The organism is Paractinoplanes atraurantiacus (genome assembly GCF_900215205.1).
Lineage (GTDB): Bacteria > Actinomycetota > Actinomycetes > Mycobacteriales > Micromonosporaceae > Actinoplanes > Actinoplanes atraurantiacus.
Window position 1 is genome coordinate 125,056 of the sequence record NZ_OBDY01000020.1, and the last position, 21,932, is coordinate 146,987.

General features: G+C 70.7%; 18 protein-coding genes. 5 read left to right on the forward strand and 13 right to left on the reverse strand.

What is annotated here, in order from left to right; genetic code table 11:
- Window positions 1–35: 35 nt before the first annotated feature.
- Together CRP55_RS34205 and CRP55_RS34210 are read left to right on the forward strand one after the other, a co-directional pair.
- Window positions 36–1,922, forward strand: coding sequence for a lysophospholipid acyltransferase (locus tag CRP55_RS34205; RefSeq protein ID WP_097325793.1), 1,887 nt, complete (start codon window positions 36–38; stop codon window positions 1,920–1,922).
- The gene (locus CRP55_RS34210) at window positions 1,919–3,352 is read left to right on the forward strand and encodes an HAD-IB family hydrolase (protein ID WP_097325692.1); all 1,434 of its coding nucleotides are present in this window, start codon (window positions 1,919–1,921) and stop codon (window positions 3,350–3,352) included. The genes CRP55_RS34205 and CRP55_RS34210 overlap by 4 nt, the downstream gene beginning before the upstream one ends.
- An 18-nt stretch (window positions 3,353–3,370) precedes the next feature.
- Here the strand turns inward: CRP55_RS34210 and CRP55_RS55125 are convergent, their stop codons facing one another.
- The 6 genes from CRP55_RS55125 to CRP55_RS34240 form a co-directional block, all read right to left on the reverse strand.
- Window positions 3,371–4,768, reverse strand: a complete 1,398-nt coding sequence (locus tag CRP55_RS55125; RefSeq protein ID WP_097325693.1) for a glycosyltransferase — start codon at window positions 4,766–4,768, stop codon at window positions 3,371–3,373.
- A 90-nt stretch (window positions 4,769–4,858) separates the two neighbouring features.
- On the reverse strand, window positions 4,859–6,097 hold the full coding sequence (locus CRP55_RS34220) for an alpha/beta hydrolase (protein ID WP_097325695.1): 1,239 nt from the start codon (window positions 6,095–6,097) through the stop codon (window positions 4,859–4,861).
- 161 nt (window positions 6,098–6,258) lie between these two features.
- Complete coding sequence (locus CRP55_RS34225; RefSeq protein ID WP_097325698.1) at window positions 6,259–6,744, reverse strand: DsrE/DsrF/DrsH-like family protein; 486 nt, start codon at window positions 6,742–6,744, stop codon at window positions 6,259–6,261.
- Between the two features lie 15 nt (window positions 6,745–6,759).
- Complete coding sequence (locus tag CRP55_RS34230; RefSeq protein WP_097325794.1) at window positions 6,760–7,074, reverse strand: TusE/DsrC/DsvC family sulfur relay protein; 315 nt, start codon at window positions 7,072–7,074, stop codon at window positions 6,760–6,762.
- 5 nt (window positions 7,075–7,079) lie between these two features.
- The gene (sqr, locus tag CRP55_RS34235; RefSeq protein ID WP_097325699.1) at window positions 7,080–8,321 is read right to left on the reverse strand and encodes a type III sulfide quinone reductase, selenoprotein subtype; all 1,242 of its coding nucleotides are present in this window, start codon (window positions 8,319–8,321) and stop codon (window positions 7,080–7,082) included.
- Window positions 8,322–8,417: 96 nt separating this feature from the next.
- Complete coding sequence (locus tag CRP55_RS34240; RefSeq protein ID WP_097325701.1) at window positions 8,418–8,906, reverse strand: DUF2231 domain-containing protein; 489 nt, start codon at window positions 8,904–8,906, stop codon at window positions 8,418–8,420.
- Between the two features lie 124 nt (window positions 8,907–9,030).
- On the opposite strand from CRP55_RS34240, the gene CRP55_RS34245 reads away from it, so the two are divergent.
- Window positions 9,031–9,723: a response regulator transcription factor gene (locus CRP55_RS34245; protein ID WP_245923558.1), complete on the forward strand. Its 693-nt coding sequence runs from the start codon at window positions 9,031–9,033 to the stop codon at window positions 9,721–9,723.
- Window positions 9,720–10,943: a sensor histidine kinase gene (locus tag CRP55_RS34250; RefSeq protein WP_245923559.1), complete on the forward strand. Its 1,224-nt coding sequence runs from the start codon at window positions 9,720–9,722 to the stop codon at window positions 10,941–10,943. The genes CRP55_RS34245 and CRP55_RS34250 overlap by 4 nt, the downstream gene beginning before the upstream one ends.
- An 18-nt stretch (window positions 10,944–10,961) precedes the next feature.
- On the opposite strand, the gene CRP55_RS34255 is transcribed toward CRP55_RS34250, so the two are convergent.
- Window positions 10,962–11,894, reverse strand: a complete 933-nt coding sequence (locus CRP55_RS34255) for an AraC family transcriptional regulator (RefSeq protein ID WP_281260834.1) — start codon at window positions 11,892–11,894, stop codon at window positions 10,962–10,964.
- A gap of 185 nt (window positions 11,895–12,079) precedes the next feature.
- On the opposite strand from CRP55_RS34255, the gene CRP55_RS34260 reads away from it, so the two are divergent.
- Entirely contained in the window at window positions 12,080–13,015 is a 936-nt protein-coding gene (locus CRP55_RS34260) for a CE1 family esterase (RefSeq protein WP_143235104.1), read from the forward strand.
- A 71-nt stretch (window positions 13,016–13,086) separates the two neighbouring features.
- Here the strand turns inward: CRP55_RS34260 and CRP55_RS34265 are convergent, their stop codons facing one another.
- The 6 genes from CRP55_RS34265 to CRP55_RS34290 all read right to left on the reverse strand — a co-directional run bounded on the left by CRP55_RS34265 (window position 13,087) and on the right by CRP55_RS34290 (window position 21,917).
- Entirely contained in the window at window positions 13,087–14,298 is a 1,212-nt protein-coding gene (locus CRP55_RS34265) for an MFS transporter (RefSeq protein ID WP_218854764.1), read from the reverse strand.
- A 96-nt stretch (window positions 14,299–14,394) separates the two neighbouring features.
- Window positions 14,395–15,135, reverse strand: coding sequence for a respiratory nitrate reductase subunit gamma (narI, locus tag CRP55_RS34270; protein ID WP_097325706.1), 741 nt, complete (start codon window positions 15,133–15,135; stop codon window positions 14,395–14,397).
- Window positions 15,132–15,773: a nitrate reductase molybdenum cofactor assembly chaperone gene (narJ, locus tag CRP55_RS34275; RefSeq protein WP_097325707.1), complete on the reverse strand. Its 642-nt coding sequence runs from the start codon at window positions 15,771–15,773 to the stop codon at window positions 15,132–15,134. The genes narI and narJ overlap by 4 nt, the downstream gene beginning before the upstream one ends.
- Entirely contained in the window at window positions 15,770–17,278 is a 1,509-nt protein-coding gene (gene narH / locus CRP55_RS34280; RefSeq protein ID WP_097325708.1) for a nitrate reductase subunit beta, read from the reverse strand. Before narH ends, narJ begins: the two co-directional genes overlap by 4 nt.
- The gene (locus tag CRP55_RS34285) at window positions 17,248–18,150 is read right to left on the reverse strand and encodes an MIP/aquaporin family protein (protein WP_097325710.1); all 903 of its coding nucleotides are present in this window, start codon (window positions 18,148–18,150) and stop codon (window positions 17,248–17,250) included. The genes narH and CRP55_RS34285 overlap by 31 nt, the downstream gene beginning before the upstream one ends.
- Window positions 18,151–18,248: 98 nt before the next feature.
- Window positions 18,249–21,917, reverse strand: coding sequence for a nitrate reductase subunit alpha (locus CRP55_RS34290; protein ID WP_097325800.1), 3,669 nt, complete (start codon window positions 21,915–21,917; stop codon window positions 18,249–18,251).
- Between the last annotated feature and the right edge of the window lie 15 nt (window positions 21,918–21,932).

Genomic DNA, 21,932 nt, shown 5'->3' on the forward strand with positions numbered 1-21,932 from the left:
GCGACCTGACGTCGCGCGCACCCGTGGAGGTGGCGATGACTCCGGCATTCGGCAACCGTTCCGCTCTGCTGGACGTGCTCGAGCGCGCCGGAGCCGGGCGCGCCCTGCGGCGAATCGGCCTTGTCGAGGCGGCGGCGCCACGGCCGGCGGACACGCCGGAGGTGGCGGCGCTGCTCTCCGACGACGAGTTCGCGGCGCACGCCGGCGACCTGGCCGCCTCGCTCGGGCGCGACCGGCACGAGGTGCTCGCCGAGGCCGCCGGCTACCTCCGGGAGATGGGCGCCACTCACACCCGGCGCGCGACCGGCGACTGGGCCCGATTCAGCCGCTGGCTCACCCGGGCCCACGACCTGGTCACCGACTCCGAGCAGGCACAGCGGCTGCGGTCTCTCGACCGAGGGCAGTCGCTGCTGTTCCCCTTCTCGCACCGTTCCTACCTGGACGGCGTCACCGTTCCCGCGGCCATCTCGCAGAATCGCGTGACGCCGCCGCTCGTGCTCGCCGGGGCCAACCTCGACGTGTTCCCGTTCAACCACCTGCTGCGCCGAGCGGGCTTCGTCTACATCCGACGCTCGACGACCGGAAACGACGTGTACCGCTTCGCGCTGCGCTGGTACGTCACTCAAATGATCAAGAATCGGCGCAACCTGTGCTGGTCGATCGAGGGCGGCCGGACCCGGACCGGAAAGCTTCGCCCGCCCGCGTACGGGCTGCTGCACTACGTGATCGACGCGCTGGAGGCGACGAACGGCCTGCGCGCGCTGATTGTGCCCGTCTCAGTCGTCTACGAGCAGTTGCACGAGGTGCCGCTGGTCACCACGGAGGCCCGGGGCGCCGGCAAGCGCCCCGAGGATCTGCGCTGGCTGTGGGCCTTCGGGCGGTCCCAGCGCGAGCGCTTCGGCCGGGCCTACGTCGAGTTCGGCGAGCCGTTCCCGCTGCGTGACCGGCTCGCCGAGTTGCGGGCCGGCGACGCGGTCGCCCCACGCGCCGTCGAGCGGATCGCCCTCGAGACTTGTCACCGCATCAACCGGGCCACCCCGGTGACGGCCACGGCCGTCGTGTGCCTGTCCCTGCTCGCCGCCGACCGGGCCCTGACGCTCGACGAGGTGCTGGCCACGGTGGCCCCGTTGGCCCGCTATCTCGTGCGGCGCGGCCGCCGGGTGGCCGGTGCGGCCGATCTCACCGACCGGGCCACCATCCGCCGGGCGCTCGACGACCTGGTGCGCTCGGGAGTGTTCGCCTGTTACGACGGCGGCGCCGAGACGGTCTGGACCGTCACTCCGGGTCAGCACCTGGTGGCGGCGTTCTACCGCAACACCGCCGTGCACATGCTGGTGGACCGGGCGATCGGGGAGCTGGGCCTGGTCGCGGCGGCGGAGGGCGGAGAGAACGGGCTGGACACCGCGAACCGGGAGACCTTGAGGCTGCGTGACCTGTTCAAGTTCGACTTCTTCTTCCCGTCGCGGTCCGAGTTCGCCGCCGAGATGGCCGCCGAACTGGCGCTCGTCGATCCGGGACAGGCCGGCGGGCTGCACCAGTTCTCCCCGGCCGACGCGCAGCGGTGGCTGCGGACCAGCGATCTGCTGGTCGCCCAGCTGGTGCTGCGGCCCTTCCTGGACGCGTATCTGGTGGTGGCCGAGCGACTCGCGGACTGGCCGGACGACGAGCCGTTCGACGCCGCCTTCTTCCTCGACGAGTGCCTTCGCGTGGGCCGGCAGTGGGTGCTTCAGCACCGCTTGGCCAGTGAGGAGTCGGTGTCGCTGGAGCTGTTCAAGCCCGCCCTGCGCCTCGCCGAGCACCGCGGCCTGCTGGCCGCCGGCCCGCAGGCGGCGAAGCGGCGCGAGGATTTTCGCGGGGAGCTGCGCGAGACCGTACGCCGAGTGCGGGTCATCGCCCGGATGCGGCAGGAGGACCTGTTGTGAGCCACACTCTCAGCGAGGTGACCGACGTGGTCCGCACGGGAGACGCCGGGCCACGGGTCGGCGCGTTCTTCGACCTCGACGGAACATTGGTGCACGGCTACACCGCCGACAGCATCTACCGCGACCGGATCCGCCGAGGCGACATCGGCGCCCGGGAGTTCGCCCGCATCATCGTCGCGGCGGTCGACGGCACTCTACTCGGCGGCGACCCGCCGGCCCTCGGGGCGATCGGCTTCGCCGCGCTGCGCGGCCGTACGGTCGGCGCCGTGACCGAGACGGGCGAGCGACTGTTCGCCGAGAGAATCGCCGGCACGATGCGGCCCGAGGCGCGCGACCTGGTGCGGGCCCATCTGCGCCGGGGCCACACTGTCGTCGTCGCCTCCTCCGCGACCCGGATGCAGATCGCCCCGGTGGCCCGTGACCTCGGCATCGCACACATCGTGTGCACGGAGCTCGAGGAGGAGGACGGCGTCCTGACCGGCCGCAGCACCGCCGGCATGCTGTGGGGCGAGCCCAAGGCCAAAGCGGTGCGCGCCTTCGCGCTCGCTCACGACATCGACCTCGAGCGGAGCTACGCCTACGCGAACGGGCCGGAGGACATCGCGTTCCTCTCGTCGGTGGGACATCCGTACGCGCTGAATCCGCACCCGGACCTTTGCCGGGCGGCCGGCGAGCTCGGCTGGCCCGTGCTCACCCTGCGGGAGCCGCGCACGCCGGACCTGCGCGCCTTCCTCGGCACTGTGGGCGGGCTCATCGGCGTGAACGCCGGTCTGGCCACAGGAGTCACGATCGGGTGGCTCACGGGCGACCGCCGGCTCGGCCTCAACGCCGGAGTCGGACTGGCCGCCGACCTGGCGCTGGCCCTCACCGGCGTGAGGCTCAACGTGGTGGGCGAGGAGAACCTGGACCGTGCGCGGCCCGCCGTGTTCATCGCCAACCACCAGAGCACGCTTGACGTGCCAGTGCTGGCGGCCCTGCTTCGCCACGACTTCACCGCGGTGGCCAAGCAGGAGGCGCGCCTCGACCCGCGGATGGCGGTGATCGGCGCGGTGCTCGATCCGGTGTGGATCGACCGGTCCGACCTCGCGAAGGCCAAACAGAGCCTGGACGGTGTGGCCGAACGGCTGCGCGCCGGCGTTTCGATCCTCATCCTGCCCGAGGGCACCCGCATGCCGACGCCGACGCTGGGCCGGTTCAAGAAGGGCGCGTTCCACATCGCCCGGCAGGCGGGGGTGCCGATCGTGCCCATCGTGCTGCGCAACACCGGCGAGCTGGCCTGGCGCCGTTCCCTGCTGGTCAATCCGGGCACGGTCGACGTCGCGGTGCTCGACCCGATTCCCACCGACGGCTGGACGGCCGACGATCTCGACGACCGGATCGCGGAGGTACGGCAACAGGTCGCGGCCACGCTCGAGGACTGGCCGGCTTGACGACGGCGCCGGCCGCGATCAGACGCTCAAGATAGTGCGGAACAGCGCGGCATAGCGCCGCAGATGCACGTCACCCAGGAAATTCCGCCGGACGTGCTCGTGTGCGGCGCCGCCCAGGCGGTGCCAAAGATCGGCGTCACCGAGAAGACAGCGCAGTTGGCCGCCGAAGGCGCTCAGATCGCGGGGATCGGGCACCAGCAGGCCGGCGCCGTCGACGATCTGGTCGGCGATGCCGCCGACGGCCGAGCCGATCACCGGCCGGCCCTTCCACATGGCCTCGGCCACGGTGAGCCCGAAGCCCTCGGCGAGACTCTTCTGCACCACGACCGTCGCGTGCCGCTGCACCGCGTTCACCATCCGGGCGTTCTCCTCGAGGTCGTCGAGCGGAAGGCTGGCGAGAAGGACACGTTCCCGCGCCGCACGGGGCAGGCGGCCCCACTCCCGTACACAGTCGGCGTAGACCTGCGCGCCCTCCGGGTCGTCGGCGACCTCGCCGGTCGCCGGGCCGACCAGGGCGAGGGTTCCGGCGGTCCGTGGCGCCACCTGGACGGCGAAGGCCTCCAGCACACCCGGCATGTCCTTGAGCCGGTCCCACCGGGAGACCTGTGCCACCAGGGGCTCGTCCTCGGTGGGAAGCCGCTCGGCGACCACGTGGGCTCGAGGTGGACGGGCATGCGGGCCGTCCAGAAGCCCGGCCGCGACCATCACCTCGCGCACCGCTGCCGGGTCCATCGGGGCGTTCTTGGGACTCAGCGGGTCGATCGACGGCGGGATGATCCACGTCCGGCCGGCCGGCACCCACGACGGGACGAACTCGTACCGCGTGAAGACGTAGCCGTCGAGGTCGCCGAGATATCGCCGCAGGAAGCCCCAGGCGGCCTCGGTCACCCGGTTTCCCCGGTCGGCGCCGATGTGGCAGCGCCACACGACCCGTACACCCGCCCGCCGTAACCAAGGCGCCAGGCCCGCGGTCTGCGGGTCGTGCAGGAGCACGACGTCGCCGGGCTTCACCCGCTCCAGCAGGTCAGCGGCGTTGGCGGCCAGGATGTCCTCGTAGTGCGACGCCTCAGCCGGGGTGGTCGTTTCCCCGCCGTGTCCGTGCAGGGCGTTGTGCAGCCGTTTGGTGATGGCGAAGAACGCCGGATCGCCGTGCAGCACCAGCCATCGGATGTCGACGCCAAGGTCCACGGCGTAGCCCACCAGCGCCTGGAGCAACTCGGCGACGCCGCCACCGGTCGCGGTGGAGTTGACGTTCCAGATCGTGGAGTGGCCGAACTGTTGCCGAAAGGCCGCACTGTCGCGAAGCAGCGCTTCATACCGCTCGGCCCCGATCAGAGGCGCGAGCGCCGCGACCGAGCGCGGACCGGCAACCACGTCGCGCAGCAGCGAATGCTGGGAGTCAAGCGTCGATGTCATCGTTTCACCTCTTCAACCCACTTTCAGCGTGGGCCGGAGCGACTTCGCGGGCCAGGGCCGTACGGCATTCGGGCTGGGACCTCCGGCCCGTCAGGGACTGATCCGGCCGAGCGCGGCGTCGAGGAACGCGGTCACGTACTGCCGCCACTCGGACGGCCGCGTCTGGCAGGCACGCGTGTGGCCGGTGCCCGGCACCCGCCACACCTGGACGTTGGCATTGCCCCGCTGGAGGTATCGGGCGGCCTGGACCTCGGTGGGCACATCACCAGCCGCGATGAGCAGGACCGGCCGCGGCGCGATCATCATGACCGCCTCACGAAGCGTGATCGGGCGGTCGGCCGCGGTAAGGAGGTCAGTCAGAGCGGTGGTGACCCCGTTGACCTGCCGTTGGATCCGGCCCCGGACCCCGTACTCGTCGGCGAGGAAGGACCAGTCGGCCGCGACCCGGTTGGTGGCGCCTTCCGCCACGACCGCCCGGAGGGCCGGCCACCTCGCGGCGGCGCCGATCGCCTCCTCACCACCCATGGACAGCCCGACCGCGCCGATGCGGTCCGGGTCGACGTCCGGGCGGCTTCGCAGATAGTCGATCGCACCGGCGACGTCCTCGTCGCCGTACCAGCCGAAGTCCATCGCCCGGCCACCGCTGCGCCCATGGCCACGGGCGTCGAACAGCAGGACGCCGTACCCGTGCCGGGACAGGACACCGGCCTGATCGAGCACGTCCGACCTGGTGGAACCGGCACCGTGCAGGAGGATCACGGCCGCCCGGCCGGCCGAGGGCAGGTACCAGCCGGACAGCGCCACTCCGTCCGGTGCCGGGAAGGTCGTGTCCTCGTAGCGCAGTCCGCGATCGGCCGGTGTACCAGGGCCCGGCTGCGCCCGCGGCACGTTGGTCGCCGCCACCGCCTGGACGCCCGAGAACAGGCCGACGGTGACTACGGCGAGCAGGGCCGCTCCCGTCGCGAGCCGCCACCAGCGCCGGGTGCTGCGCACGAGCCGCACCGAGCCGTAACCGGCAAGGGCAGCGCCGGCCACCAGCGCTAGGGCACCGGCCACGACCGCCGGCGACAGACCGGTCTTGCTCAGATGTGGAAGGCTGATCCCGGCGCCGGCGACGACCGCCGGCAGCCCGGCGAGCACCGCCACCGTGCCCCGCGTCACGGGCGCACCCCGCACGACGAGGTAGGCGGCGCCGACCGTCACCACCAGCACGACCGCCACCCGGGCGAACTGCCAGGCCGGCGAACCGTCCTGCCCGGTCAGCCAGCCGGTCGCGACGCCCGCCACGACCACCAGCGCGGGAAGCAGGGCATGCTCGGTGGAAGTCACCGCCTCCTCCTCCCATGAGAGCGTCTCAGCCTGACGTTAGGTGCGATGCGGTAGCCGCCGGCGGCGCGGCCGCCCCCGGACGCCTCCCGAGCTAGCATCGTCACGGTGCTGCGCGGCCGCGGGCTCACCAGGCAACAGACGGTGTGTGCCACCTGTCGCGATCAGATGAAGAGGAGCTGGGCTCCCTCGGTCTTCTCGATGAAGTCGGACGCGTTGATGATGTCCTCGACGCCCTCGAAAAGATCTTCCTTGTTCAGGTGCATCATGTCGGCGGACATCCGGCAGGCCCACAGGTGACCGCCGGAGGCGACGATCTGGTCGAGGAAGTCGGGCACGTCCGGCACTCCCACGCCGGCGATCTGCTTCTTCATCTGGCGGGTGGCCACCGCCGTCATCCCGGGCAGCCCACCCAGTCCCTGCGGCATGTGGGTCGCGGTGTTGCCCAGCATGGTGAACTTCAGCTGTGCCATCCGGGACTTCGTGATCATGTCGAAGCCCCAGAAGGTGAAGAACAGGTGTGTCTCGACGCCTTCGCCCAGCGCGGCGTTGGCCAGCACGAGGCCGGGGTACGCCATGTCGAGGGTGCCCTTGGAACAGATGATGGCGAGTTTGCGCCCCGCCTGGTCGCCGCCGAAATCGGGCATCATGGTTCTGGCTTCCCTTCAGACGCAGCCGTGCGGTTTGGGCAGGCCGGCGATGTAGGCCATCTTCTTGGCCGGCTTCTTGGGGAACAGCACGAACAGTTGCTTCGTCGGCACGCCACCGGCCGTCGACACACGGCGCAGCGTCGCCGTCTCGCCGTGCTCGGCGTAGTCCTGGCGCAGAAACGTGATGGCCTTCCAGTGCTCGTCGGTCAGCTGGATACCGATCCGCTCCGCGAGGTACGCGGCGAGATCGGAGTCCCATTCGTCGTACGTGGTCAGGAAGCCCTCGTCGTCGACGTGAATCCGGCGACCGGCGATCGTGGTCAGTGGCATGGCTTTCACTTCCCTGGTACGGGTGTGTGTTTGCCGGCCATCGACATGTGCGCCGGCAGCGGGATCGGACGGCCCGGCAGCAGCAGATGCCAGTACATCCAGCGGAAGGCGAGCTTTCCCCAGTGGTTGACGGCGGACTCGCCCAGCAACCGGAAGGGCCCGGCCCCCGGCAGCGGATAGCGGCCGGGCAGCGGTTCGGTGTCGTAGTTGAAGTCGATGAGCAGCGCCTTGCCGGCGCCCGACTCCACGAAGCAGTTCGCGTGCCCGTCGAACCGGCCCGTCATCGGCCGGCCCGCGGCGTGCGCGACGAAGTTGTCCACGAGGACGTCGACGGCGAAGTGCGCCACCGAGCCGGCTTTCGAGGTCGGGATGTCGTTGGCGTCGCCGAGCGCGAAGATGTTGTCGTATCCCTTGGCGAGCATGGTGAAGCGGTCCACCGGCACCAGGTTCAGCTCGTCACCCAGGCCGGAACGGGCCACGAAGTCCGCGCCCATGTTCAGCGGTACGGTGACGAGCAGATCGAACGGGATCTCCCGCTCGTCGTACGAGATCAACCTGGTGCCGTCGATCCGCTCGACCAGGAAGTCCGGTTCCACGGTGACCTTCCGCTCGTCGAGCATCGAGCCCAGCCGGCCGGCGGCGATCGGCTTGGTGAAGGCACCCGGCAGCGGTGTGGCGTAGACCAGTTCCACCCGGTCACGCCGGCCGAGGCGGCGCAGGTGGTCGTCCGCCAGGAAGGTGAACTCCAGCGGGGCCACCGGGCATTTGATCGGCATGTCGGTGATGTGCACGACCAACCGCCCGGCGTCGAAGCGCTCCAGGGCTTTCGCGAGGGCGGCGGCGCCCTCGTACGTGTAGAAGTCGAAGATCGTTTTACGCCACTGCCCGCCGTCGAGCATGCCCGGTGTCTGGTCGGGCCGTGGTGTCACGCCCGTGGCGATCACCAGATCGTCGTAGGGCAGCGACCGCCCGTCGAGGAGCAGCACCTGGTTCCGGGCGGCATCGACGCGATCCACCTCGGCGCGGATCACGTCGACGCCGGGGCCGATCAACGGCGCGGCCGGCCTGACCACCTGCTCCGGCTCGTACGCGCCGAAGGGCAGGAACAGATATCCCGGCTGGTAGAAGTGCCGGTCGCTCATGTCAACCACGGTGATGCGCCACTCGTCGCGGCTGAGCTTGCGCCGCAGCTTGTTGACCACCATGGTTCCGGCTGTCCCGGCGCCCAGAACGAGAAGCTGTCGCATGACACGTACCCCCTCGCTTGCTGTCTCCCACGGTAGGAGCGGGGCAAGCTGTTACCCAGGGACGCACGCCCCGTCGGCCAGGGCACATGGGCACGACTACGGGCGGGAGGTGGCGCTGGCGGTTCCCGTCCACGCGGCCTTGGAGCCGGAGTCGCCGATTCGGTAGGTGCCGTACACGCCGGCAACGGCGACAGCGACCGACAGCGCCGCGACCGCGTAGGTCACCGCGGGTGACGCCGGGGCCAGATAGGTACGACGGCTGCTCTCCTCCCGGCGCCTCCACCAGACGATCAGGGCCAGCGCGGCGACGGGAACGGCGTAGAAGAGCGCCGTGTCGCCCAGTTCGGCGTGCCGGTGCACCAGCTCGGTGGGTGGCACCCGCCGCTCCAGCCACTCGCCCGCGCTGGTGGTCAACGGCACGAGCGCGACCACGCCGGCCGACAGCACGGCGTTAGGCCCGGCCAGTCTGCTCCGGGCCGCCGGCCACCAGGCCGTCAGGACGAGCAGGAACGCGCTCAACGGCAAGAGCACGACCACGGCGTGTACGAGCAGGATGTGCGCCGGGAGCCCATTGATGGTGGACATGCGAAGTCCTCCCAAGGTCGATACGGGACGAATTGGATGATGAGCTGCCGACGGCCGTCGCAGATCATCAGCGTACGGAGGGAATTCTTGGAGTTTTCCGATCCGGGCGCGGCAGGCTTGGGGTGTGGACACGACCATCGAGCAGCCGGGCGACGGCACGGCCCGGCGGATCCTGCTCGTGGAGGACGACCGGGAACTCGGCCCGCTTCTCCTGCGGCTCTTCCGCGGCGCCGGATACGCCGCCGACCTCGCCGCCGACGGCCAGGCCGGGCTGCACCTCGGCCTGACCCGCCGCTACGGCGTGCTCGTGATAGACCGGGGTCTGCCGGCCATCGAGGGCCTCGACCTGCTGGCCCGGCTGCGGCGCCGCGGCGTCGGGACACCGGCTCTGCTGCTGACCGCGCTGGGCACCGTCGGTGACCGGGTGGCCGGGCTCGACGGCGGCGCCGAGGACTACATGGTCAAACCGTTCGAGGTGGACGAGCTGCTGGCCCGTGTCCGGGCCCTGATGCGCCGCCCGGCCGGAGCCCGCACGGCGCTGCCGCTCGGCGCGGCCGAGTTCGACCTTGTCTCCCGGGAGGTCCACGGCGACGACGGCGCCGTCACCCGGCTCTCGGGCCGGGAAGCCGATCTTCTCCGCATGCTGGCCGAGACGCCGGACCGCGTGTTCACCCGTGCCGAGATCGTCCGCCGGGTCTTCCCCGACGCGGCGGCCGAGGCGCTGGTCGACACCTATGTGCACTATCTGCGGCGCAAGCTCGGCGCCGGGGCGGTGCACACCGTCAGGGGCGCCGGCTATCGCCTGGGTGCGTTGTGAGGGGCACCGACCCGGACCGGTTGCTGCTGCGGCGGGCCCGCCGGGCGCTGGCGTTGCAGAACATGGCGGCCGTCGCGGTCATCGTGCTGATCGCCGGGCTGATCGTGGCGTACGGCGTCGCGTGGGGCCAGCGCAGCGATCTGGAGCGCTCGCTGCGGCAGACGGCCGCCACCGAGGAGGACGTGGTCGACCCGCCGCCCGGCAGCTGGATCTTCACCCTGGACCCGGCCGGCCGGTTGTCGTCGACCGGCGGCGCGCCCACCGGTTTTCCCGACCGCGCCGCGCTCGGCCGGGTGCGGGCCGGCGGGGCCGCCGAGACGACCGCCGTCGATGTCGCCGGTACCGACTACCTGGTGGTCACCCAGGCCCGCGGCGCCGAGACCGTGCAGGTGGTCGGCAGCCTGGCCGCACAGGAACGGGAGCGGCACCGGCTCCTCACGGCGCTGGGCGTCGCGGCCGCGGTCGGCCTCGCCGCCGCGGCGGCTTCCGGGATCCTGCTGGCGCGCCGCGCCACCGCCCCGCTGGGCCAAGCGCTGGCCCGGCAGCGCCGGTTCGTCGCCGACGCCAGCCACGAGCTGCGCACACCGGTCACCCAACTGCACACGCGCGCCCAGTTGCTGCATCAGGATCTGAGGGCCGGCTCCTCGCCGGCCGAGATGGCCGCGGACGTCGAACAGCTGCTGACGGGCACCCGTCAGCTGGGCGAGGTGATCGACGATCTGCTGCTCTCCACCCAACTCGAGAACAGCGCCGGCGCGGCGGAAGAGGTCGACCTCGGGGTCGTGGCGGCCGGCGCGGTGACGGCCTTCACGGCCCGGGCTCAGGAGCTGGGGGTGTCCCTCGTGCTGACCACCGACGCCGAGGCTCCTTCGCTGGTCACCGGCCGGGAGGCGGCGCTGCGCCGGGTGGTGACGGCCCTGCTGGACAATGCGCTGAGCCACACCGCGGCCGGAGGGCGGGTGAGCGTGGATCTTCGATCCCGGCTCGAAGACCACCTGGTGATCCTGACGGTCCGTGACGACGGCACCGGCTTCGAGCCGGGCGACGCGGACCGCATCTTCGACCGGTTCGCCCGTGGCCACGCCGATCAGCGCCGCTTCGGGCTCGGTCTGGCGCTGGCGCGGGAGGTGGTCGCCGGGCACGGCGGCACCATCGAGGCGGGCGCGGAGCCCGGCCACGGAGCGGTTTTCACCGTACGGCTTCCGGCGTTGCGACCGTGAGCGGCCGTCCCGCGTCCCTCACCACTGCTGGAGGGTCTCGCGGGGACTGGCGCCGTACCGGCTGCGATAGGCCGCCGCGAAGCGGCCGAGATGGGCGAAGCCCCACCGGTAGGCGATTTCGGTCACCGTGGTCCTCCGGGGATCCGCGGCGCGCAGTTCGTCGTGGACACGCGCGAGCCGGACGTGACGCAGGTACGCCATCGGGGTGCAGCCGAGATAGCGCTGGAAGCCGGCTTGCAGGGCACGCACGCCGACGCCGGCGGCGGCGGCCAGCTCGGCCAGCGTGAACGGGCTCTCCGGACTGGCCTGGATCGCGTCGACCGCCCGGCGTACCGGCTGTGGCCGGTACGCGGCCGTCCGCCGGGTCAGCGCTTCACGCCGAGGGTGGTCGATGGCCAGCAGCAGTCCCATGGTCAGGCTGTCCTGTAGCTGCCGCACGATGAGCGGCTCGCGCAACAGACCGGTGTCGTTCCCGAACTCGGCCGCCACCAGCCTGATCATCGCCGCCCAGCTGCGCCCCAGCCCGGCGGCGATGTCGAGGCCGGCGGCGAACAGGATCGGTGTCTCGACCGGCGCGTCCAGCAGAGAGGTCAACTGCTGCTCCAGCGCGACCCGGTTGATCTTGACACCGAGTTGGCGGCAGTCCGCACCCCAGCGGCCGATGACGACCTCCTCGCCGACGCGGAACAGCGGCGCCCGGCACCCCTCCCCCACGATCGGCCGCCCGCCCTGGCGGGCCTCGAGCCGTCCGGCGACCGGCACACCGACCTGGTACGCGTCGGGATGCTCGTAGCCGAGCGTGACTTCCGCGCCGTACCTGACATCGCCGATGGTCAGCGCGCCGAGTCGCAACAGGTTGAACCGGGCGTCCAAGCGCCCCGACCGCCGCCTCGGATGGAGGAATTTCCGGGGGTAGAAATGCTGGCCGCCGAAAGAACGGACCTCGTCCACATCGGTGGAGCGCAAAGAGGCGCGCTGGGCCCCCGCGCCCTTTGCGGCCGCGCTGTCCGTCCCATGAGGTACCAGGTCGCACCGCCTTTCACGCTGGCCGCCGCCACCCAGCCTAATCGGGGGCCTTCAGCCCTGATCGGGACACGGCGGTAACCTGGACTCCGCATCCCGGGCTCGGAGGTGCTGTGGCTCGACGTGGGAGGCAGACGCTGCGGGCGATGGTCGCCGCGACGGCGGTCATGGTCATGGTGGCCTGCGGCTCGGACGAGACTCCCTCGCCGCCGGCCGGTTCGCCGGCGGCGATGCCGGCGAGCGGCACCGGCACGGTCGAGGTCGGGGGCCGGCGGGTGACGGTGCACGTCCCGGCCTCGTACGATCCCGGCCGTCCGGCGCCCTTGGTGGTGGGGCTGCACGGTTACAGCTCCGACGCCGGGGAACTGGAGTCGTACCTGGGCCTGACCGCCCAGTCGGACAAGCGGACGTTCGTATACGCCTATCCGGACGGCTCGGCCGACGACCGGGGCGACCAGTTCTGGAACGCCACTGACGCGTGCTGCGCCTTCTACGGCAAGCCCGACGACTCCCGGTACCTCAGCGAGCTCATCGCCACGCTGCGGCGTTCCTACGGGATCGACGGCGCCCGCGTCTACCTGATCGGCCACTCGAACGGCGGGTTCATGGCGTTCCGGATGGCCTGCGACCACGCCGACCAGGTCACCGCGATCGTCTCCCTGAACGGCGCGAGCTGGAACGACGCCGGCCGATGCCGGCCGTCCCAACCGGTGAGTGTGCTGGCCATCCACAGCAGCACCGACGAGACCGTCGCGTTCGGCGGCGGGGACATCAACGGGATCGCCTATCCGTCCGCAGCCACCACGGTCACCCAGTGGCAGGGCTACGACCAGTGCGCCGGCGCTGGCCGCGACGCTCCCGCCCTCGACCTGGTCACCGATCTGCCGGGCGCCGAAACCGCCGTCCGTTCCTACACTCAAGGCTGCGCCGGCGGCGCGACGGTCGAGGCGTGGACGATCAACGGCGGCAGCCACGTACCTCAGTTGGGCCCTGCCTTCACGCCGGCCGTCACCGACTTCCTGCTCTCTCGAACCAAGGCCGCCCGATAGACGCGCGTACCTGGTCGGCGGTGTCCCAGTCCGTGACTTGTCGGCCAGCCGCAGTCTAGGCAAATGTCCGGTCAGGCCGCGGCGATCGCTTCGCGGCGACGGCCGACCGACAGCAGGTCCAGCAGCAGAGCGGCGAGGGCCACGACGGCCAGCAGGACCAGTCCGAGGGCGTACGAGTGGTAGCTGCCGTAGAGGGAGCCCATGATCAGCGGTGGGATGAAGCCGCCGAGTCCGCCGGCCGCGCCGACGACGCCGGTGACCGAGCCGACCTGGCTGGCCGGGGCCTTCTGGGCGACGAGGGCGAAGGTGGCGCCGCTGCCGGTGCCCAGCGCCGCCGCCATGCCAAGGAACGCGACGGTGCCGATGGGCGCCAGTCCCGGCGTGAAGGACTGCGCCAGCGCGCCGAGGACGACGGCGCCGAGGCTGACGGCGAGCACGCGGCTGGGCGAGATGCGGTCGGACAGCCAGCCGCCGACCGGGCGCATCAGCACGGCGAGCAGGACGAAGCCGGCCATCCGGTTCGCGGCGTCGGCCTGGGTCAGGCCGTACGCGTTCTTGAGGTACGCCGGCAGGTAGACGGAGAAGGCGACGTAGCCGCCGAACACGACCGCGTACAGCGCGGCGGCCTGCCATGTGATGCGCAGCTTGAGGGTCGCGTTGAGGCGCGCCGCGAACGGCGTGGTCGGCACTACGCGGCTGGGCGCGTCCCGCAGCACCAGCCAGGCGACGACGGCGTAGACGGCGAGGACCGTCGCGGTGATCAGGAACGGGGTTCGCAGGCTGTTGGCGTCGACCAGCTTGACGGTGGTCAGGGCGCTGATCGCAGTGCCGCCCATGCCCATGCCGAAGACGCCGACGGCGAAGCCGCGCCGCTCGGGTGGGAACCAGGCGTTCACGAAGGGCACGCCGACGGCGAAGGCGGTGCCGCCGATGCCGAGGAAGAACCCGCCGACGAGGATTGCGGCGAGCGAGTCGTGGCCGAACAGGCCGAGGTAGAGCACCGGGACGATGGTGGACAGGGACACCAGCGGGAACATGATCCGGCCACCGAACCGGTCGGTCAGGGCACCGATCGGGATCCGGCCGAGCGATCCCACCACGACGGGCACGGCCACCAGCAGCGACTGCTGGAAGGAGCTCAGGTGCAGAACGGCGGTGAACTTGGTGGCGAGCGGGCTGAGCAGCGCCCAGGCCCAGAAGTTGACGGCGAATCCGATCGTCGCGAGGGCGAGCATGACGCCGCGGCTACCGCCTCTGGTCGCTCGAAGCTGGGACGTGCTCATGGCTCCTCCACGGGTCGCTTGTTCCGGCCCGCTTGGGCCTTCCGCGACCAGCGTTCCGTGGTCCGCCGGCCGGCAGTAGGGACCTTGGTCCTTCGCTCACAGGACCAAGCTGCCGGGGCCGCCGTCACGTACTGCGGCGGGAGTCGGCTGCGGCGCCGGGGCGGGACTGCGGCGGGCGCGGTAGACGACGTACGGGCGCCAGAGGTAGGCGAGCGGAGCGGACCACACGTGGACGAGCCGGGTGAACGGCCAGAGGGCGAGGAAGAGGAAGCCGCCGAGGGCGTGCAGCTGGTAGACGAGCGGTGCGCTGGTCATGAGCTCGGTGTGCGGCTGGAACCAGAAGATGCCGCGGAACCAGACGGCGATGGTCTCCCGGTAGTCGTAGCCACCGCCGAGCATGTTCTTGCCAATTGTGGCGGTCATGCCGAGGACGACCATGGCGGTCAGAAAGGCGTACAGGACCTTGTCCATGGTTGTGGTGACGCGCCGGATCCGGCCGGCGGCGAACCGGCGGGCGATCAGCAACACCAGTCCGGCGACGAGCATGAGCCCGGTAGCCGTGCCGGCCGAGACCGAGACCAGGTGGTAGACGTGCTCGGGCACGCCGAGCCGGCCGGTCAGGGAGGCGGGGATCAGCAGGCCCATGGCGTGTCCGCCGATGACACCGAACGCTCCGAGGTGGAACAGCGGAGAACTGAGCCGCAGGAGCCGGTTCTCCAGAAGCTGGCTCGTGTGGGTGGTCCAGCCGAACTGGTCGTAACGCCACCGCCAGACGTGCCCGGCGACGAAGACTGTGAGGCAGGCGTACGGCAGGACGACCCAGAGCAACGTGTTCATCTTCCGGCCTCCACGGTGGAGCAGGTCGGGTACGGGGAAAGGTCCGGGCCGGCGCCGATGCTCTCGAGGCCGACCGCCTCGACGGGCGGCCCGTCGACGGCCAGCGCGCTGATGGCGGCCCGATCGTCGTCGGTGAGCTCGGGCAAGACCGCGCAGACCGCGTCCAGCAGGTGCCGGTACGGCGTACCGGAATCGGTCAGCGCGGCGCGGAGAAGCTCGAGACCCTGCCGGTGCTGGCGCAGCGGCGCTTCGCCGTCACCAGGGCCGGCCGCGGCCGCGAACTCCAGCACGATCGGGAGCAGGTCGGGCAGTTCGCCGTCGGCGAGCCGCAGGCCGTGGGCCCGGTAGCGCTGCTTGAGCACGAGCAGCGCCATCCCGCGCTTGCGGGTGTCACCGTGCAGGTAGTACGTGAGGTAGAGGCCCGAACGACGTCGCAGGTCGAAGGTCCGCACATACTCGCGCTGGGCCTCGATGGGCGAGACGCCAAGGAGCCAGTCGAGAAAGGCGACGACCTCTTCTCGTACGGAGTCGGGCTCGATCAGCGCGGCGGCGGCCCTCAGGTCGTCGCCGGCGTCCAGCAGCTCGGCGTCGGGGTAGGTGAGCAGCAGCGAGGCCAGCTCGAACACGCGCGCCCTCACGACCGGCTCCGCAGCGGGTTGAGGTGCAGACCTCGCCGGCCGTCGGCGCGGCGGAAGTCCTCGTCCGAGCCGCCCACCGGGCAGTCGCCGTGGGTGGCGGCCTGCGCCTCCAACGCGGCCGCGTCCTTGGCGTGCGCCGCCGGTACGACGTAGCGCTCGTCGTACTTGGCGATCGCCAGCAGCCGGTACATGGCCTCGACCTGGCCGGCGGTCATGCCGATACTGTCGAGCAGCTCCTGGGCGACGGTGCCGTCGAGGGTCCGGGCCCGCATGTACGAGCGCATCGCGGCCAGCTTCATCAGCACCCCGGTGACCACCGGGACGTCGCCGGCGGTGAACAGCTCGGCCAGGTACTCGACCGGGATCCGCAGGTCGCGGATGGTGTGAAAGATGTCGTCGGCGTCGGTGTCGTCGCGCCCGGCGGCGCCGGTGGCGTCGAGCACCGGCGACAGCGGCGGCACGTACCAGACCATCGGCATCGTGCGGTACTCCGGGTGCAGCGGCAACGCGATCCGGTACTCGCTGATCAGCTTCCACACCGGCGACGCCTGGGCCGCGGCGATCCACTCGGCGGGCAGTCCCGCTTCTCCGACGGCCGGGTCGTACGGGTCCACGAAGGCGGCCCGCTGCGCCTCCAGCAGATCCTTCTCGTCCTCGACCGAGGCCGCGGCGAGCACGGCGTCCTCGTCGTACAGCACGATTCCCAGGTAGCGCAGCCGGCCGACGCAGGTCTCGGAGCAGATGGTCGGCTGGCCGGCCTCGATCCGCGGGAAGCAGAACGTGCACTTCTCGGCCTTGCCGGTGGCGTGGTTGACGTAGACCTTCTTGTACGGGCAGGCCGACACGCACATCCGCCAGCCGCGGCAGCGGTCCTGGTCGACCAGGACGATGCCGTCCTCCTCGCGCTTGTACATGGCGCCCGACGGGCAGGCCGACACGCAGGCCGGGTTGAGGCAGTGCTCGCAGATGCGCGGCAGGTGGAACATGAAGGTCTTCTCGAACTCCAACTTGACCTTTGTCGCCATCCGGGCCAGGTTCGGATCGTCCTGACCGGACTGCCCGCCCAGCGAGTCCTCCCAGTTCGCTCCCCAGGTGACCGCCATCGGCTCGCCGGTCAGCGCCGAGTGTGGCCGCTTGACAGGGGTGTCCTTGAGGCCGCCGGGCGCGCTGACCAGGATGTCCTTGTCGAAGGTGGCCGGCTCGTAGTAATCGTCGATGCTGGGCAGGTCCGGATTGGCGAAGATGCGGCTGAGCCGCTTGCCCCGGCCGCCGGAGCGCAGCACGAGCCGGCCCTTGCGGTCGAGCTTCCAGCCGCCGTGCCAGCGGTCCTGGTCCTCGTAGTGCTTCGGATAGCCGATGCCCGGCTTGGTCTCGACGTTGTTGAACCAGACGTACTCGGTGCCCTCCCGGTTGGTCCAGGTCTGCTTGCATGTCACCGAGCACGTGTGGCAGCCGATGCACTTGTCGAGGTTCATCACCATGGCGACCTGCGCGCGGATCCGCATGATCTCTCCACCTCCTGGCTGCGGCGGTGGACCCCGCCGAGACCCGCGACCACGGGCACCACCTCAGCCTGATCTACGGCTTCCGCCTGAGCACGTGCGGCTGGTCCTGGCGCAGCAGGACCAAAGTCCTCAATCCGAGAGGGGTGGCGGAGCCGATGTCCGGTCGCGATGTGACCGGCGAGCATCGCTCCGGCCACCGGGGCGACCAGGTAAACGATGAGCAGGTGGACGTCTCCGGAGAAGAGCGCGGGTCCCAGTTGACGTGCGGGATTGGCCGAACCGCCGCTCAGTGTCCCGAGAATCGCGCCCTGCAGCCCGAACAGGGCTCCGACGATCCACGCCAGAGGCCACCGGGGCCGCCGGTTCTTCACCGCGCACATCACCGCAACAATGGCGGCGAGAGTTGCCGCCTCCGCCGCCGCTACCGCCCATCCGCTCCAGCCGTTTCCCGGTTGGACGACGGCCCACTTGACGGGTTCTTCGCCGACCGACGGCCCCCACAAGAGCCTCGCGAGCATCGCGGCAACGATCGATCCGGACACCTGCGCGGCCAGATAGGGAAGGACGCGCCGAGCCGGCACAGCGCCGGCTGCGAACAGGCCCAGAGTGATCGCCGGGTTCATGTGAGCGCCGCTGAACCGGCCGGGACGGGAAACGGCGAATCCCACGATGAGGACACCGACCGACGCCGAGACGGCGGCAACCCGAACACGCAGTTCCGCGGCCGAAGCGCCGGGGGCCATCGTTCCGATGCCCCATCGCACGAGGCTGAAGACGGATGCCATGAACGCCGCGGTCAACAGGAACTCGGCTACTGCGGCTCGAGCGTCCTGAGCCGTCGGCCGGATGATGTCCCGACGTACGAAGATCATGACTCAAAGCCTGGTCGAGAGATCACCTACCGGGCAGGGACCATGGTCCCGACCTGGGCGATATTCGCGCGGCAGGCGCGCCCGTAGGTCCCGCCTGCTCAGTACTCGACGTCCTGAGTGCGGCGGCGGATCACGGTGATCTCGTCACGCTGGCTGCCGATCGGGCCGTAGTAGTTGAAGGCGTACGTGAGCTGGGCGTGCCCGCCGGCCAGATGGGTCGGCTTGATGAGCAGGCGGGTCATCGAGTTGTGGTAGCCGCCCCGTCGCTTGGACTTCTCGGCCTTGGGGACGTTCACCGTGCGCTCGGGCGAGTGGTACTGGAAGACAGTGCCCTCGGGCATGCGGTGGCTGACCACGGCGCGGGCCACGACGACGCCGTTGCGGTTGTGGGCCTCGATCCAGTCGTTGTCGGCCACGCCGATCTTGGCCGCGTCCTGGGTGCTCATCCAGATCACCGGGCCGCCGCGGGAGAGCGCCAGCATCAGCTCGTTGTCGTGATACATCGAGTGGATGGACCATTTCGCGTGCGGGGTCAGGAAGCGTACGGTCACCTCGCCGTCGACCGCGTCCCCTGGCCGGCCGAAGTGCCGGGCCATGTTCAGCGGCGGCCGGAAAGCCGGCAACTGCTCTCCGAGCTCGGCCACCCAGTCGTGCTCGACGAAGAAGTGCTGCCGCCCGGTGATCGTGTGCCACGGCTTGAGCCGCTCCACGTTGAGGGTGAACGGCGAATACCGGCGGCCGCCCTTCTCCGACCCCGACCACTCCGGGCTGGTGAAGACCGGCTGCGGCGCGTCCTGGGTCTCGGCGTACGTGATCCGGTCGTTCTCGTGACCCTCGACCAGGTCCCGGAACTGCTGCCCGGTGCGCTTCTCCAACTCGGCGAAGCCGGCGGCGGCGACTCGTCCGTTCGTGGTGCCGGACAGGGTCAGAATGGCCTCGCACATCCGGTCGGCGGTCGCGAGCGACGGCCGGCCGTCGATGACGCCGTTCTGATGCTTGAGGTATTCGATCTCCGGGGTGACGTCAACGGTGATCGCCTTGGTGGTGGTGCCCACCTTGTCGAGAAGCGGGCCGACCGTACGCATCTTCTTGCCGATCATCGTGTAGTCCCGCTCGACCTGGATCAGCTTCGGCATGGTCCGGCCGGGCAGCGGCTCGCACTCGCCGGACGTCCAGTCCCGCACCCGGCCACCGGGCATGGCCAGCTCGTCCGGAGTGTCGTGCTGCAAGGGCACGGCCAGTACGTCCTGGCGGACGCCGAGGTGCGTCTCGGCGAGCTCACTGACCTTGTCGGCCAGGGCCAGGAACGCGTCGTAGTCGGTGTGCGCGTCGCCGGGAGGCTCGACCGCGGGGCTGAAGGCGTGCACGAACGGGTGCATGTCGGTGGTGGAGATGTCGTTCTTCTCGTACCAGGTGGCGGCGGGCAGGACGACGTCGGCGTGCAGACCGGTGTTGGTCATCCGGAAGTCGACAGCGGTGAGCAGGTCGAGCTTGCCGACCGGGGCGTCGTCGCGCCAGGTGAGGTCGCGCGGCCGCTGGCCGGGCTCGCACTCGGCGGCGCCGGCCGTGCCCTCGACCCCGAGCAGGTGGCGCATGAAGTACTCATTGCCCTTGCCGGACGAACCCAGCAGGTTGCACCGCCACAGGGTCAGGCAGCGTGGGAAGTTGGCCGGATCATCGGGGTCCTCGGCGACGGTCTTCAGTGTTCCGTCCTTGAGCGACGCGACGACGTAGTCCTGGACGCTCAGGCCGGCTTCGTCCGCGGCGGTGGTCAGGTCGAGCGGGTTGCGGTTGAAGAACGGGTGACCCGGGCTCCAGCCCATCCGCTGGGCGGCGGCCACGGTGTCGGCGAACGCCATGCCGGCGAACCGGCCGGTGCCCAGGGGTGAGGACAGCTCGTCGGCCGGGATCCGCTCGTAGCGCCACTGGTCGGTGTGCAGATACCAGAACGGCGTGCTCGCCTGGTGCCGCATCGGCCGCTGCCAGTCGAACGCGAACGACATGTGCTGCTGGCCGGTCACCGGCCGGGCCTTCTCCTGGCCGACGTAGTGGGCCCAGCCGCCGCCGTTGACGCCCTGGCACCCGGTCAGCGTGACCAGCGAGATGAACGCCCGGTAGGTCATGTCGGAGTGGAACCACTGATTGGCGCCGGCGCCCAGCACGATCATCGAGCGGCCCTTGCTGCGCTCGGCGTTACGGGCGAACTCGCGTCCGATCCGTGCGGCCAGAGTGGCCGGCACGCCGGTGATCTTCTCCTGCCAGGCCGGAGTGTTCGGCGACTCGGCGTCGTCGTAGCCGGTGGGCCATTCCCCCGGCAGGTCGCCCCGGCGCACGCCGTACTGGGCCATCATCAGGTCGAAGACAGTGGTGACGGCGTGCCCGCCGATCCAGCGGATCGGCACGCCGCGCCGTATCGTGGTACCGCCCTCGGTGGCGCCGGTGTCGAAGCGGGCGAGGTCGATCTCGACCGTCTCGCCGTCGGTGTCCAGGCCGAGCATCGGGACGACGTCGCCCAGATCGAGGTTCCACTGCCCCGGTTCGCCGTACCGGAAGCCGAGCGATCCGTTCGGCACGACCGGCTGACCGGTGCGCTCGTCGAGCAGGACGGTCTTGTGCTCGCCGTCGGCCCGCTCGTCACCGAGATCCGCCGCGGTGAGGAACCGGTCAGCGGCCCATGCGCTGCCCGTGTTGCGCAGGGTGATCAGGAAGGGCAGGTCGGTGTACCGGCGGACGTAATCCGTGAAGTACGGGACCTGGCGGTCGCGGAAGAACTCGGTGAGCACGACGTGGCCCATCGCCATGGCGAGGGCGCCGTCGGTGCCCGGGTGCGGCGCGAGCCAGTCGTCGGCGAACTTGACGTTGTCGGCGTAGTCGGGGCTGACCGCGACCACCTTGGTGCCCTTGTAGCGGGCCTCGGCCAGGAAGTGCGCGTCCGGGGTGCGGGTCACCGGGATGTTGGAGCCCCACATCATCAGGTAGGTGGCGTTCCACCAGTCGCCGGCCTCGGGCACATCGGTCTGGTCGCCCCAGATCTGCGGCGAGGCGATCGGCAGGTCCGCGTACCAGTCGTAGAACGACAGCAGCGTCCCGCCGAGCAGCGCGTGGTAGCGGGTTCCGGCCGCGAACGAGGCCATCGACATCGCCGGGATGGGCGAGAAGCCGACGACCCGGTCCGGACCGTACGTCTTGGTCGTGTGGACGTGCGCGGCGGCCATCATCTCGATCGCCTCGTCCCAGCTCGCCCGCACGAAGCCACCGCGGCCGCGCTGCGCCTTGTAGGCCTGCGCCTTCAGCGGCGTCTCGACGACCTCGGCCCACGCGAGGACCGGGTCGTTCAGCCGCTGCCGCGCCTCCCGGTACATCTCGGCGAGCACACCACGGACGTACGGGTGGCGCACGCGCGACGGCGAGTACTCGTACCAGGAGAACGAGGCTCCCCGAGGGCAGCCGCGCGGCTCGTAGTCCGGCGCGTCGGGTCCGGTCGTCGGGTAGTCGGTCGCCTGGTGCTCCCAGGTGATCAGCCCGTCCTTGACGAACACGTTCCAGGAGCAGGAGCCGGTGCAGTTGACGCCGTGGGTCGATCGCACCACCTTGTCGTAGCGCCACCGGTCGCGGTAGAAGGACTCCCAGGCGCTGTCGTCGAGCTGGTGCAGCGTGCGGCCGTGGTCACCCGTCGTCTCGCGCTTGAGGAAGCGACGGGCCGCGAGCAGCGGCGCGGTACCGGGTACGTGGTCCGTCGCCGGCTCCGGCGGTCGTCGTGCTGACACGGCAGTCTCCTGTGT

What these genes read in the sequence shown, in the direction of transcription:
- CRP55_RS55125 (WP_097325693.1), bottom strand. Translation starts at nt 4,768, where the DNA reads ATGACATCGACGCTTGACTCCCAGCATTCGCTGCTGCGCGACGTGGTT.
- CRP55_RS34230 (WP_097325794.1), bottom strand. Translation starts at nt 7,074, where the DNA reads ATGCCACTGACCACGATCGCCGGTCGCCGGATTCACGTCGACGACGAG.
- narH (WP_097325708.1), bottom strand. Translation starts at nt 17,278, where the DNA reads ATGCGGATCCGCGCGCAGGTCGCCATGGTGATGAACCTCGACAAGTGC.
- narI (WP_097325706.1), bottom strand. Translation starts at nt 15,135, where the DNA reads ATGAACACGTTGCTCTGGGTCGTCCTGCCGTACGCCTGCCTCACAGTC.
- CRP55_RS34240 (WP_097325701.1), bottom strand. Translation starts at nt 8,906, where the DNA reads ATGTCCACCATCAATGGGCTCCCGGCGCACATCCTGCTCGTACACGCC.
- CRP55_RS34205 (WP_097325793.1), top strand. Translation starts at nt 36, where the DNA reads ATGACTCCGGCATTCGGCAACCGTTCCGCTCTGCTGGACGTGCTCGAG.
- CRP55_RS34265 (WP_218854764.1), bottom strand. Translation starts at nt 14,298, where the DNA reads ATGAGCACGTCCCAGCTTCGAGCGACCAGAGGCGGTAGCCGCGGCGTC.
- sqr (WP_097325699.1), bottom strand. Translation starts at nt 8,321, where the DNA reads ATGCGACAGCTTCTCGTTCTGGGCGCCGGGACAGCCGGAACCATGGTG.
- CRP55_RS34225 (WP_097325698.1), bottom strand. Translation starts at nt 6,744, where the DNA reads ATGATGCCCGATTTCGGCGGCGACCAGGCGGGGCGCAAACTCGCCATC.
- CRP55_RS34285 (WP_097325710.1), bottom strand. Translation starts at nt 18,150, where the DNA reads ATGATCTTCGTACGTCGGGACATCATCCGGCCGACGGCTCAGGACGCT.